The sequence below is a fragment of the Streptomyces celluloflavus genome (assembly GCA_000720995.1).
Lineage (GTDB): Bacteria > Actinomycetota > Actinomycetes > Streptomycetales > Streptomycetaceae > Streptomyces > Streptomyces celluloflavus.
The window spans coordinates 1-13,291 of the sequence record JOEL01000091.1 but is presented as its reverse complement, the minus strand read 5'-3'; the positions used below and the strand labels follow the sequence as shown (position 1 = coordinate 13,291).

The following is a 13,291-nucleotide window of genomic DNA, read 5'->3' as shown; positions in this document are numbered from 1 at the left end:
TGTCAGTGATCTGTGGTGGGGGTGGGAGGGGGCGCGGCGGGGGTGGGGGTGGGCGGGGGGAGGGGGCGGCGGGGCCCCAGATACCCGGCCAGAAAAGCGGCGACCGCCCGTGCCGCCCGTCGGGCGCGGCCCGGGAGGCGGTCGGCGGGGTCGGTGACCACGGCTTGAAAGCGATGCCACTGCTGGATCTCGCGGGCGGTGCGGACGGTGCCGGCGGCGGGCAGTGGCGGGGCGCCGGCGCCTGTCTGGGCGGCGCGGTAGGCGTCGAGCATGTGCTGCTGAGTTGCGTCCATGCCCCTCACTGTGGGGCGGCCGCACGGCCCGTGGCGCGTCGATTGACGGGAGCCGTCAATCGACGATCGTGCAGGTCGTGGCCTCCCGCATGATGGGCGTATGGCCAATGTCATCGACATCACCGGGCTGCCGCCGGAGCGCGTCACCTTCGCCCCGTCCCCCTTGGCGGAGCTGGGCGCGGCGCTGCACGCGCTCTCCGAGCCGGGGCACCATCCGGGGCTGCACGGCTGGGTCACCTCGACCGCCGCGGGGCTGAAAACCGACCTTGCCGACCGGCTCAGCGAGGCGGACTTCCTGTGGCGGTCCTCGCGCTCGGACATTCTGCTGCCGGCCCGCCCCGGGGCGACGCTGGCCGAGGAACTGGACGCGATGGACGCGATCGACGACGAGCGGTTCGTGGCCGCCGCGTTCGAGATCACGTGCACGGGGCGGTACGGGCTCCCCACGCCGTCGCCGCTGGTCGACCCGGACGAGCGGGCGCGGGTGCGGGAGATGGCCGCCGCCCGCGGCCCCCGGCAGGCGGCCTTCACGGACCGGATGCTCACCGATCCGGACGGGCTGCGGGTGTGGCTGCGGCGGCTGTTCGAGGACTGCGAGGACGCGTTCTTCGGGGACGTCTGGCGGCGGGTGGGTATCCAGCTGGCCGCGGATGCCCGGCACAAGACCGATCTGCTGCGTCACAAGGGTCTGGCCGAGACGCTGGCGGCGACCTCGGCCGCGCTCTCCCTGGAGGAGGCGCAGGACGGCGGCGGGGTCCGCATCGTGGTCGACAAGCTCGCCAGCGGTCGTACGACGGCGTTCGCGAGTGCCGCGGACCCCGGCGTCACGTTCATTCCGACGTCGTTCGGCTGGCCGCATCTGCTGTTCATCCACGCCCCCGGCTGGCGTCCGGTGCTCCAGTACCCGGTGGCCGGCCCGGAGTTGCCGGCGCCGGCCGCGCTGGAGCTCGTACGGCACCGGCTGGAGGCGCTGGGTCATCCGATGCGGATGCAGTTGTGCCGGACGCTGGCGCGCGGGGCGCACACGACGGGTGAGCTGGCGACGACGTTCGGCATCACGCCGCCCGAGGTATCCCGGCATATCGCGGTCCTGAAGAAGGCCGGGCTGATACGGACGCGGCGGCGTGGCCGCTATGTGCTGCACCAGCTGGACCTCCAGGTGGTGGCCCGGCTGGGCAGCGACTTCCTTGAGGGCGTACTGCGCTGAGGGCGCGCCGCTCCGCGTGCGCACGACGGTTATGGCGTGCGGCGGTTACGGCGTGCGGCGGCCGGGACATACGGCTGACGAGCTCCGGGGCCGACGGGACGTACGGCAGCCGGGATCCAGGGCGGACGCGCTCCGGGACGGACGGGACCCAGCACGGCCGAGGCCCCGTCCGCCCCATCCGCCCCTCCCGAGCCCTCCCCGCCCCTCCCCGGCAGCGCCCCGGAGGAACTGTTTCTTCAGCACGCCCCGGAGGAGCCACTTCTTCAGCTCGCCCCCGACGGCCTTCAGTTGTCCTGGAGGAACTTCTTCGCGAGGGCGTCGCCGCGGCTGACCGCGTCGGAGTGGCTTTCGATCGGGGACGCCTTGGAGTTCTTGAACAGGATGTAGGTGACGCCCGAGTCGGCGCCGCCGGTCTTCGGGTCCGGGTCGATGCCCAGGCCCTTGGCGGCGGCGTAGGACGCCTCGCCGATGATCTTGTCGGGGCCGGTGTCGCCGACGACCGCGTACTCGACCTTGTTGTTGTAGATGATCGCGACGACGCCGCCGCCCTTGATGCCGGCCTTCGAGTAGTCCCAGATGCCGCTGATGCTGGGCACGACGACGTACGGCAGTTTCTCGGCGTTCAGCGGCTCGCCGTCGGACTGCTCGAAGGCGGTTCCCTCCTGGAACCAGGGGTCGGTGTTCTTGTTGCACTGTGCGGTGATCTGGCCGTCGCAGTCGACGTCCATATCGGCCTTCCAGAAGACCGCGCCGTTCTTGCCGCAGACCGGGATGGTGGCCGCGGTCTCCTCGTCCGTCCGGTATTTGCCGTTGGATATCTGCTGGCAGTCCTTGACCTTGGCCAGGAGATCGGCGGCGCCGACCGTGCCTTCCTGGACGCCGGCGCTCTTGGCGGCGGGCCGGGCGGTGGCGTGCGCGAGCTGTTGGGCCGAGGCGGGGAGGGCGGCCGCGGCGAGCAGGGCGGCACCGGAGGCGGTGGCGAGGGCCAGAGTTCTACTACGCACAGGGGAACCCTTCTGTTAGGAAAGCTTCCTTACCGAAGCGCGCCCAATCTGGCCCTGTTTACATGCTCGCGTCAACCCTCTGGTATGCACTCATCGATCGCCGCCTCACCGATCCCGCACGTGCCCAACTCCCCCACGTGCGGCGCACTCAGGCGTGCGGAGCCGCCCGCGCCAAGGCCCCGCCGAGCCCCCGTTACGCCCCCGCCGCGCCCCCGGCCCGCACCAGCCCGGTCTCGTACGCGAGGACCACGGCCTGGACCCGGTCCCGTAGGCCCAGCTTGGTGAGGATGCGGCCCACATGGGTTTTGACGGTGGCCTCGGACAGCACCAGCCGCGCCGCGATCTCACCGTTCGACAGGCCCTGCGCGACCAGCAGCAGCACCTCCCGCTCACGGTCCGTCAGCCGCCCCAGCTCGGGGCGTTCCGACTCGGCGGAGGCCGCGGGCAGCATCGGCGTGAAGCGGTCGAGCAGCCGCCGGGTGGTGGACGGCGCCACGACCGCGTCGCCGCTCCGCACCGCGCGGATCGCGCCGAGCAGTTCGGCGGGCGGCACGTCCTTGAGCATGAAGCCGCTGGCCCCGGCCTTGAGCGCGGAGAAGGCGTACTCGTCCAGGTCGAAGGTGGTCAGGATCAGCACCTTCGGCGCCCCCTCCTTCTGACCGCCCTCGCAGATCCGCCGGGTGGTCTCCACACCGTCCAGATGCGGCATCCGGACGTCCATGAGGATCACATCGACCTGCGTACCGCGCAGCACCTCCAGCGCCTGCACCCCGTCGCCCGCCTCCGCGACGACCTCCATATCGGGCTGCGCGGCCAGCACCATCCGGAAGCCGGTGCGCAAGAGCGCCTGATCGTCGACGAGCATCACGCGGATGGTCATGGCAGCGGGGGATCCCTTCGGGGGCGAGGCTCGGGAGCGGGACTCACCGGTGGCCTCAGGAGCGGTTCGGGCGAGGGGCTGGGGCAAGGGAGTGGGGAAAGGGTGTGGGTCAAGGGGAAGTGGCTCGGGCAGGGGCGCGGGAGTGGGGCAACAGCGTACGGAGGGAGAGACCGGGGCCGGCGGGACAGGCGGGGCGGGCCGATCGGTAGGGAGCCGAGTGGCGCCTTCGAGGCACGCGAGGCGGGGCGGCCGGCCTCACCGCCCGGGTTTGAGCGGGAGTACGGCGCTGATCCGGAAGCCGCCGCCCGGCCGCGGCCCCGCGTCCAGGCTGCCGCCGACCATCCCGACCCGTTCACGCATCCCGATCAGGCCGTGGCCGAGGCCGTCCGCCCCGCCGTCTTCGTACAGTTCGTGCTGCGCGCCCCGCCCGTCGTCCTCGACGAGGAGATCCAGGTCGGCGTCCTTGTAGCAGAGGCGGACCGTGGCGCCGACGTCCGGACCGCCGTGCTTACGGGTGTTGGTCAGCGCTTCCTGCACGATGCGGTACGCGGTCAGCTCGACGCTGCTGGGCAGTGACCGCGGCTCGCCCACCACCCGGAAGTCGACCGGCAGCCCGGCACCCCGCACCTGGTCGATGAGGTCGGCGAGCTGTTCGACGCCCGGCTGCGGGACGTATTCGCCGCCCTCCGGTTTCTCGCCGGTGCGCAGCACGCCCAGCAGCCGGCGCATCTCGGCCAGTGCCTGGCGCCCCGTGCCGGAGATCGCCTCCAGCGCCTGGCGGGCCTGGTCGGGCGCGGCATCGAGGACATACGCGGCGCCGTCCGCCTGGACGACCATCACCGAGACGTTGTGCGCCACGACGTCGTGCAGTTCGCGGGCGATCCGGGCGCGCTCGGCCGCCACCGCTATCCGGGACTGGGTCTCGCGCTCCTTCTCCAGCCGGGCGGCCTTCTCCTCCAGCTGCGCCCAGTAGGCGCGGCGGGTGCGGACGGAGTCGCCGAGCACCCAGGCCAGTACGAACGGCACGGTGAACAGGACCGTGAAGAACACGAGCCCCCAGACCGGTTGTTCGGTGCGGGCTATGTGGAAGCGCCAGATAGCGAGGGTCGGGGCGACCAGGGCGCCGGCGAGGGCCAGGCGTGAGGCCCATCGGGTGGTGCCGGAGGCGACCGTGTAGATGATCACGAGGATCGCGAAATTGCCCAGGTTGGCCTGGATGTCGAAGGCCAGTTGGACGATGCCGAGGGCGATGGTCAGCAGCAGCATCCACTCGGGCCACTTGCGGCGCAGCGCGACGACGGCGGAGAGCCCGATGCCGACGGCCGTGCCGACGAGTTGCTGCGCGGCGCCGTGGAGGCCGGACACGATCCACAGACCACTGAATCCGAACAGGAGGACGGCCCAGAAGGTGTCCACTCCCGTCGGATGTCTGCGGAAGAAGTCGTAGAGGCGCTGCACGTAACCCAGCGTAGGCAAAGCGGGTGGGTGCGCGGGTCAACCGGAGGAGCGATCCTGTGCGGCGGGCGTACTCCCCAAGGTGGAGACCGTATGCACCATTGCGTCGGCCCCTGGGGTGACCTGCGCGGATCCGTCGCAGGTCCGGGCGGGTGGGCGAGGCGGTGCCGGTCCGGGCGCCGGGCCGTGCCGGTCCGGGCGTAAAGCTGCCCCGCGCCGGTCCGGACGCGGATCTGGAATCCGTCAGCCCGCCTGTCCGGGCGCCCACCAGCTCTTGTGCCCATGGGCCCGGCCGAGCTACGGGCACCCGGCCGCCGCCCGTACCGTGGGGCGGGTGATGAACGAGTGGCGCGGCTGGCGGGATGCGGCGGAGGATGCTCTCTACGGTCCGGACGGTTTCTACACCCGGCCCGGGGGGCCCGGCCCCGCCGGTCACTTCCGCACCTCCGTACACGTCTCCGCCCACTACGCCACCGCCGTCGCCACCCTGCTGCGCCGCGTCGACACCGCTCTGGGCCACCCGGCCGAGCTGGCGCTGATCGATGTGGGCGCGGGCCGCGGTGAGCTGCTGACCGGTGTGCTCGGCGCGCTGCCCGCCGCGGTCCGCACCCGGCTGCGCCCGTACGCCGTCGAGCGCGCGGCGCGCCCCCCGGGCCTCGACCCGCTGATCGCGTGGCGGGCCGAGCTGCCCGCTCCCGGCTCGCTCACCGGCCTGCTGTTCGCGAACGAGTGGCTGGACAACGTGCCGGTCGAGGTCGTCGAGGCGGACGCGGACGGTGTGCCGCGCCGGGTCCTCGTACGCGCCGACGGCACGGAACGGCTGGGCGGCCCGGTGGACGGCGCGGACGCGGCGTGGCTGGCCCGCTGGTGGCCGGTGCTGGCCCCGGGCGCCGGTCCCCGCCCCTCCCCCGGGCTGCGCGCGGAGGTCGGCCGGCCGCGGGACGCGGCCTGGGCACGGGCCGTCCGCACGTTGCGCGCCGGGCTGGCCGTGACCGCCGACTATGCGCACGACCGCGCGGACCGGCCGCCGTTCGGCACGCTCACCGGGTTCCGCGACGGCCGCGAGGTGCGCCCCGTACCGGATGGCGGCTGCGACCTCACGGCGCATGTCGCGCTGGACGCGTGCGCGGGTCCGGCGGCCGAGCGGCTGACCCAGCGCCAGGCGCTGCACGCCCTCGGCGTCGACGGCCGCCGCCCGCCGCTCGCCCTCGCCACCACCGACCCGATCGGCTACGTACGGGCCCTCGGCGCGGCCGGCGCGGCGGCGGAGCTGACCGATCCGGCGGGCCTGGGCGGCTTCGGCTGGCTCCTGGAGCCGGTGGGCGAGGCGTGTACGGGGCTGCTCACGGCGTAGCGGAGGAGGTGCGGGAGGGCGCACCCGCACCTGTCCCCCGTACTTGTCACGCCCGCATCCACTGTTCCGGGGCCGCCTCCCGGCGTCCGGTGCGGGAGCGTTCGGCCTGGTCGGTGACGAGGGAGCGGGCCTGGTCCGCCGGGCGCAGGCGGGCGGTCACCACCGTTCTCGCGCCCGTGTCGACCGCGACGTCGGCAAGCCCCAGCCGGCGCTGCCAGGGCCCCTGGCGCAGCCGTACGCTCTGCACCTTGGCGTGCGGCACCAGTGAGAGCGTGCGGGTGAGCAGGCCCTTGGCGGCGGCGAAGACCGTGTCGTCGGCCGTGTGGCCGAGGCCGCGCCACCGCACCGGCAGGCAGAGCCAGGCCCGCCGCGGGGCCGGGCGCAGCGCCGCCCGGACGGCCTCGATGTCGGTCCGCGGCAGGACCTGCGCGATGACCCGCTGCGCGGTGGCCAGGTCCGCGACCGGCAGCAGCACGCCGTTGTGCGTCCCCGCGACATCCATCTCGATCCGCACCCAGCCCTTCAGCCGCCACAGCAGCGGCCGGATGATCCGTACGGCCTGGATGCGGCCCGGCGGCACGGTCTCGTGCTGCCGGTCGAGCAGCCCGTGATCCAGCCGGAGCCCGTCGGGGGAGGCGCCGACCGTCCAGTCGTACTCGCTCAGATAGCGCCCGCCGGTCACCGCCCAGAGCAGACCGTACGCGGAGATGGCCATCACCAGGCCCGTCCACAGGCTGTCCAGGAACTGCCAGGCGAGGACGACGGACACCGGCCCGGCCAGCAGCAGACAGAGGGCGGCGCCGTTCAGTGCCACCGCCGCGGCGAGGGTTTTCGGGTGCACCCGCGCCAGTTCGCGCGTCGGGGCCTCGCCGACCTCCGCCGCGTCCTCGGGCGCGAACCCGGCGGCGCGTGCGAGGAGTTCGGCACGCAGCTCGCGGGCGCCCCGCTTGCTGAGGAAGGCGAGCTCGTCCTTGGCCTCGGTGCCCAGGACGTCGAGGGTGAGCTTGGCGACGCCCGCCAGCCGGGCGAGCAGCGGTTCGGCGATCTCGACGGCCTGGAGGCGGTCGAGGCGGATGTGTACGGAGCGGCGGAAGAGCAGGCCGCTGCGGATGCGCAGTTCGGTGTCGGTGAGGGCGTAGTACGTGCGGCGCCAGGACTGGTAGCCGTATGCGCCGGCGACGAGTACCAGCAGCACGATGCCGGCCGCCAGCCAGCGGGGATCCAGGCCGAGTGCCCAGTCACGGGCCCAGTCTTGTTTCACGAGAAACACCACGCCGGCGATGGGTGCCCAGGCCCGGCGCAGGGGCGTGACGGGGTGCAGCCGGCGCTCGCGCACGGCGGGTGCCCCGGCGGCGGGTTCGTCCAGGGCCTCCGTTGCCTCCGTGGGTCCTATGTCCCCCGGCTCCGCCCGCTCTGCCTTCGGAACGCCGGTTCTCCCCGTCACAGCCCCGCCGATCGTGCCTCGCCGAGTTCGGTCAGCCGGTCCCGCAGCCGCGCGGCTTCGTCGGGGGCGAGCCCCGGGATGCGCGCGTCGCTGGTCGCCGCCGCGGTGTGCAGCTGGACACCGGCCAGTCCGTAGCGCCGCTCCAGCGGCCCCGAGGTGACCTCCACCAGCTGCATCCGGCCGTACGGCACGACCGTCAGCCGGCGCCACAGCACGCCCCGGCTGATCAGCAGGTCGTCGTCCCGCTCGGCGTACTTCCAGGACCGCCAGTTGCGCGCCAGGATGTGCCGGATCCACAGCAGGAGCAGCAGCGGCAGCAGTGCGACCGCCGCGAACGGCGGGCCCACCAGCCATCCGGCCACCGCCCCGCCGGCCACCGCGATCGGCACCAGCGTCAACGCCAGGATCAGCCGCCGCATCCGCAACAGCTCTCGCGGCACCCCGCGCCACTCCCCGACGGCCACCTGGTCCGCTTCCGGGACCGGTGCCGGACCCTCCGTTGAACCCGGTGCCGGACCCGACGGGCCGGAGCCCGTCCCCGGTCTCGCCGCCCCGGCCGGCCCGTCCTTCTCTCTCCCCGTATCCACCCCTGCGCCCATCCCCACGTCATTCCTTCCGGCTTGCCTCCCGCCACCCTAGGCATGACCGGTGAACTGCGAGACTGTCCCCATGACGGAGACGACGGTCGGCATCGGCGGCGCGGCGGAGAGCACCGACATGGTGCTCAACATCGGCCCGCAGCATCCCTCCACGCACGGCGTGCTGCGGCTGCGTCTGGTCCTGGACGGCGAGCGCATCCAGCACGCCGAGCCGGTGGTCGGCTATATGCACCGCGGTGCCGAGAAGCTCTTCGAGGCGCGCGACTACCGCCAGATCATCATGCTCGCCAACCGCCACGACTGGCTGTCGGCGTTCTCCAACGAGCTGGGCGTGGTGCTCGGTGTCGAACGGATGCTGGGCATGGAGGTCCCCGAACGGGCCGTCTGGACCCGTACGCTCCTCGCCGAGCTGAACCGCGTCCTCAACCACCTGATGTTCCTCGGCTCGTACCCCCTGGAGCTCGGCGGCATCACGCCCGTCTTCCACGCCTTCCGCGAGCGCGAAGAGCTCCAGAACGTCATGGAGGAGGTTTCCGGCGGCCGGATGCACTACATGTTCAACCGTGTCGGCGGCCTCAAGGAGGACCTCCCGGCCGGCTGGCTCGGCCGGACCCGGGACGCCGTCGCCGCGGTCCGCTCCCGGATGGACGTCTTCGACAACCTGGTCCTGGGCAACGAGATCTTCCGCGGCCGGACCCGCGGCGTCGGTGTGCTCTCGCGCGAGGCGGTGCACGCGTACGGCGTCTCCGGGCCGATCGCCCGCGCCTCCGGTGTCGACTTCGACCTGCGCCGCGACGAGCCGTATCTGGCGTACGGCGAACTTCAGGACACTCTCCGGGTCGTCATCCGCGAGGAGGGCGACTGCCTGGCCCGCTTCGAGTGCCTGCTCGACCAGAGCCACAACTCCCTCGATCTCGCCGACGCCTGTCTGGACCGGCTCGCGCAGCTGCCGCCCGGCCCGGTCAACCAGCGCCTCCCCAAGGTCCTGAAGGCCCCGGAGGGCACGACCTACGCCTGGACCGAGAACCCCCTCGGCATCAACGGCTACTACCTCGTCTCCAAGGGCGAGAAGACCCCCTACCGCCTCAAACTCCGCTCCGCGTCGTACAACAACATCCAGGCGCTGACGGAGCTGCTGCCGGGCACCCTGGTCTCCGACATGGTCGCCATCCTCGGCTCGCTGTTCTTCGTCGTCGGCGACATCGACAAGTAACGCGACGCAAGGAGCAGCGACGCACTGACCCCACTGGCTTAATTCAACCCCTTGCAGCCCTCCGGCTCCGCTACGTAACTTCCCCCTCACCGCACGCACTTGGACACGGCACCGCCGTGCCCGGTGCCCAGAGGAGGCGATTACGTGACCGAGCCCATCGAACCGTCGTCGTTCATCACCGAGAAGAACCGCGCGGCGAAGGACGCCCTGCCGTTCGACGACAGCACCGATTTCGGCGATGCGAATCGCGGGCTGGTGGCCGTGCCGGACCAGCCCGCCATCCCCTCACGGAGCAACCCGGAGCGGGTGGTGTGGAGTTTCACCGAGTACGAGTTCCTCAGCGACGCCGAGGACGCGCCTCCCACGGTCAACCCCAGCCTCTGGCGGCAGGGCCGGCTCACCTCCATCGCCGGGCTGTTCCACGTGACCGACGGCATTTACCAGGTCCGCGGCTACGACCTCTCCAACATGACGATCATCAAGGGCCTGGCCGGCCTCGTCGTCATCGACCCGCTCGCCAGCCGCGAGACGGCGAACGCCGCGCTGAAGCTCTACCGGGACGCGACCGAGGACCAGAGCCCGGTCACCGGCGTCATCTACACGCACAGCCACGTCGACCACTTCGGCGGCGTGCGCGGCCTGTTCGGGGAGGAGGGCGACGCCGTCCCGGACATCCCCTTCATCGCCCCCGACGGCTTCCTCGAACACGCCGTCAGCGAGAACATCTACGCCGGGCCCGCGATGGCCCGCCGCTCCGCGTACATGTACGCGGCCGCGCTGGACAAGGGCCCCACCGGGCAGGTCGGTTCGGGTCTCGGCCTGACGGTCTCCACCGGCGAGGTGACCCTCATCCCGCCGAACCAGAGCATCACCACCGCCACCGCCACCCCCCGCGACCAGTGGCAGGCCGCGGACCGGATCCCCTGGCGCCCCGGCCTCACCCGGCTGGTCGTGGACGGCGTACGGCTGATCTTCCAGCTCACGCCCGGCACCGAGGCCCCGGCGGAGATGAACATCTATCTGCCGGAGAAGCAGGCCCTGTGCATGGCGGAGAACGCCACCCACACCCTGCACAACCTCCTCACCCTGCGCGGCGCCCAGGTCCGCGACCCGCACGCCTGGTCCACCTACCTCACCGAAGCCCTCCAGACCTTCGCCGAGCACACCGAGGTGGAGTTCGCCTCCCACCACTGGCCCACCTTCGGCAAAGACCAGATCATCGAATTCATCAGCAGCCAGCGGGATCTGTACGCGTACCTCAACGACCAGACGCTGCGCCTGATCAACACCGGTTCGACCGGCATCGAGGCCGCCGAGGATTTCGAACTCCCCGCCTCCCTCAAGAACCACTGGTACAACCGCGGCTACTACGGCTCGGTCAGCCACGACGTCAAGGCGGTCTACCAGCGCTACATCGGCTGGTTCGACGGCAATCCGGCGCACCTGTGGAACTACCCGCCCGTCGAGGCCGGCCGCCGCTACGTCGACGCCATCGGCGGCGTGGAGCCCCTGCTGGCCAAGGCCCAGGAGGCGTACGACAGCGGCGACTACCGCTGGGTGGTCGAACTGACCAATCACGCCGTCTTCGCCCCCGGCGTCACCGATGAGTACACCGGCCGGGCCAAGGACCTCCAGGCACAGGCGCTGATGCAGCTCGGTTACGGCGCCGAGAACGGCACCTGGCGGAACTTCTTCCTCACCGGCGCCAAGGAGGTCGTCGACGGGCCCGGCGGCACCCCGACCCAGGCCGGTCTCGACCTCGTCCAGAGCCTCAGCCTGTCCCAGGTCTTCGACACACTGGCGCAGACCATCGACGGTCCGCGGGCGGGCGAGGAACAGTCCGCGCCGATCTCCTTGCAGTGGCATGTGACCTCGCCGCAGCAGCAGGGTGTGACGACGACGCTGCGCAACGGCGCCCTGATCCACGTACCGGGCAAGGACCTACTGGTTGCCAAGCCGCAGGCGACGATCACGCTGACCCGGGATGCGCTGGACAAGGTGCTCATCGCGGCGGCGGTGGCCAAGGGCGGCTTCAAGGAGGCATTCGAGGCGGCGGTCGCCGCGGACGCGGTCTCCGTCACCGGCGACGACCCGACCGCCCCCTCAACGGTGTTCGGCTATCTGACCAAGCCCGACACCAACTTCGCCATCGTGACGCCGTGATGGGGTGAGACGGCGCAACCCGTGATGCCGTGACGCGGCAACCCTCGTTGTCATGGCGCGGTGACGCGCGTCGGGCCCCGGTGCCAGGTACGTTCCTGGCGCCGGGGCCCGCTTCATCCACAGCCTGTGGACAAGATGGGGACAGTCGGTATCCGATATCCGGCATCCGAGAACCCGGAACCCGAAGGCCGGAACGGGGAGTTCTCCCGGAACGGAGAAACCGGTACCGCGGTCATAGGCCGGCCAGTCAGCCGGCCGACGGGCAGTCCGGCAGGTCAGTCGTTCTGCACGCCCTCGGGAAGCTTGCGGAGCTTCACCTCCGTATGCGTGTGGAACGCGTAGTCGAGCATCTTCGTCGCGTCCGGGTAGCGGTTGGTGTTGTCGTTGAGGATGGTGCCGACGACGATCCGGTTGCCCCGCTTGGCCGCGAACACCAGGCAGGCACCGGCCTTGGTCCCGGTACCGGTCTTGACGCCGATGGCGCCCTGGTAGGAGCCCAGCAGCTTGTTGGTGTTGTACCAGGTGTACGTCCGGTTGACGTTGGCGGCCTTCTGCTTGGTGCCGGTCGCCTTCACGACGGTGGCGAACGAGCCGTTGCCCAGGGCGTGGCGGGCGAGTTGGGCCAGATCGCGGGGTGTCGTGTAGTTGCCGCCGTGCGTGGAGATGCCGTCGAACGAGTCGTACTTGGTGTTGCGCAGCCCGAGCGCCTTGGCGCGGGCGTTCATCTTGTCGATGAACGACTTGGTGCGCTTGGCCTCCGTGTTGCCGCTGCCGAAGGTGTCGGCTAGCGCGTACGCGGCGTCGCAGCCGGACGGCAGCATCAGCGCGTACAGCAGCTGGCGGACCGTCAACTGGTCGCCGGCACGCAGGTCGGCGGTGCTGGCGCCATTACGGGCGACGTAGTCGCGGTAGGACTTCTTGACGGTGACCCGCTTGTTCAGATCGACACCGCGGGTGTCCAGGACCACGACCGCCGTCATGACCTTGGTGGTGCTGGCCATCTCCCGCTTGGTGTCGGCGGCCTTGCCCCACAGCTGGCGGTTCGCCCCGCTGTCCAGCAGGTAGGCGCCCAGCGCCTTGACCCCCGAGGGCCCGCTCGCGGCCTCGGCCGTGGACGCGGGCAGGGCAATTGCGATCGCCGCCGTGGACGCGGTCAGCGCAACTCCCCAACGCCGGACCGTGTTACCCCCACAAAGCTTCATTGACGCTCCATTCCGTCGATGTCACGTGGCTTAGCTTGGCTTGTCATGGCTTGTCAGGGTTTGCCATGTCGGCGCATAGCACGACACTGCATGACACGACATGGCATGCCACTGGATTGATCGACATCGCTTGGGATCACTTGGGTTTGCTTGGCATCGCTTGAGATTGATGATGATTGCCGGAGATTGCCGGGTATTTCCTCGCGCAATGTGGTGAAGCGAGCGAATACTGCCACTCAAGGCACCCGAACAGGAAACGCAAGATCAATGGCGTTTCGGGCCGCGTCAGGTTGCTTCCGGGTTGCCGTCCGGTTGATTTCGGGACGGTGCGGAATCTGCACGGGGTTGGCTGTGGGTGATCGGGGCGGGTACGGCCTTCGGGGGGTGCCTCTATGTTTTTCGTCAAGCCCGAGTTGGTCATGTGGTGGCTGCTTCGGGGGTTCGGGGTTCGTAGAAGGTTCCGTCGCGGAGCATGGC

The 13,291-nt window shown here is 71.1% G+C and carries 11 protein-coding genes; 4 read left to right on the top strand and 7 right to left on the bottom strand.

Annotation, left to right across the window (positions count from 1 at the left end):
- Positions 1–2: 2 nt before the first annotated feature.
- Complete coding sequence (locus IH09_RS35555) at positions 3–293, bottom strand: hypothetical protein (RefSeq protein ID WP_052861885.1); 291 nt, start codon at positions 291–293, stop codon at positions 3–5.
- A 100-nt stretch (positions 294–393) separates the two neighbouring features.
- Here IH09_RS35555 and IH09_RS35550 point away from each other — a divergent pair, with 100 nt between their 5' ends.
- Positions 394–1,500 carry a DUF5937 family protein gene (locus tag IH09_RS35550; protein WP_052861884.1) on the top strand — a complete coding sequence of 369 codons (1,107 nt, stop codon included), beginning with the start codon at positions 394–396 and terminating at the stop codon, positions 1,498–1,500.
- Positions 1,501–1,784: 284 nt separating this feature from the next.
- Here the strand turns inward: IH09_RS35550 and IH09_RS35545 are convergent, their stop codons facing one another.
- The 3 genes from IH09_RS35545 to IH09_RS35535 all read right to left on the bottom strand — a co-directional run bounded on the left by IH09_RS35545 (position 1,785) and on the right by IH09_RS35535 (position 4,842).
- Positions 1,785–2,504 (bottom strand): glycoside hydrolase family 75 protein, encoded by a 720-nt coding sequence (locus IH09_RS35545; RefSeq protein ID WP_094793873.1) that lies wholly within the window; start codon positions 2,502–2,504, stop codon positions 1,785–1,787.
- Between the two features lie 193 nt (positions 2,505–2,697).
- Positions 2,698–3,384, bottom strand: a complete 687-nt coding sequence (locus tag IH09_RS35540) for a response regulator (protein WP_052861883.1) — start codon at positions 3,382–3,384, stop codon at positions 2,698–2,700.
- Between the two features lie 255 nt (positions 3,385–3,639).
- The gene (locus tag IH09_RS35535) at positions 3,640–4,842 is read right to left on the bottom strand and encodes a sensor histidine kinase (protein ID WP_052861887.1); all 1,203 of its coding nucleotides are present in this window, start codon (positions 4,840–4,842) and stop codon (positions 3,640–3,642) included.
- 334 nt (positions 4,843–5,176) lie between these two features.
- Between IH09_RS35535 and IH09_RS35530 the strand changes: the two genes are divergently transcribed.
- Complete coding sequence (locus tag IH09_RS35530; RefSeq protein ID WP_110952811.1) at positions 5,177–6,193, top strand: SAM-dependent methyltransferase; 1,017 nt, start codon at positions 5,177–5,179, stop codon at positions 6,191–6,193.
- A 46-nt stretch (positions 6,194–6,239) separates the two neighbouring features.
- Here IH09_RS35530 and IH09_RS35525 read toward each other — a convergent pair whose 3' ends face one another.
- Together IH09_RS35525 and IH09_RS35520 are read right to left on the bottom strand one after the other, a co-directional pair.
- The gene (locus tag IH09_RS35525; protein WP_318279663.1) at positions 6,240–7,454 is read right to left on the bottom strand and encodes a PH domain-containing protein; all 1,215 of its coding nucleotides are present in this window, start codon (positions 7,452–7,454) and stop codon (positions 6,240–6,242) included.
- Between the two features lie 179 nt (positions 7,455–7,633).
- Positions 7,634–8,077, bottom strand: a complete 444-nt coding sequence (locus tag IH09_RS35520) for a PH domain-containing protein (RefSeq protein WP_381714117.1) — start codon at positions 8,075–8,077, stop codon at positions 7,634–7,636.
- Between the two features lie 229 nt (positions 8,078–8,306).
- On the opposite strand from IH09_RS35520, the gene IH09_RS35515 reads away from it, so the two are divergent.
- The gene (locus tag IH09_RS35515) at positions 8,307–9,449 is read left to right on the top strand and encodes an NADH-quinone oxidoreductase subunit D (RefSeq protein ID WP_052861880.1); all 1,143 of its coding nucleotides are present in this window, start codon (positions 8,307–8,309) and stop codon (positions 9,447–9,449) included.
- Between the two features lie 144 nt (positions 9,450–9,593).
- Positions 9,594–11,612, top strand: a complete 2,019-nt coding sequence (locus IH09_RS35510; protein WP_052861879.1) for an alkyl sulfatase dimerization domain-containing protein — start codon at positions 9,594–9,596, stop codon at positions 11,610–11,612.
- Positions 11,613–11,887: 275 nt separating this feature from the next.
- Here IH09_RS35510 and IH09_RS35505 read toward each other — a convergent pair whose 3' ends face one another.
- Positions 11,888–12,814, bottom strand: coding sequence for a D-alanyl-D-alanine carboxypeptidase family protein (locus IH09_RS35505; RefSeq protein ID WP_052861878.1), 927 nt, complete (start codon positions 12,812–12,814; stop codon positions 11,888–11,890).
- Positions 12,815–13,291 lie beyond the last annotated feature (477 nt).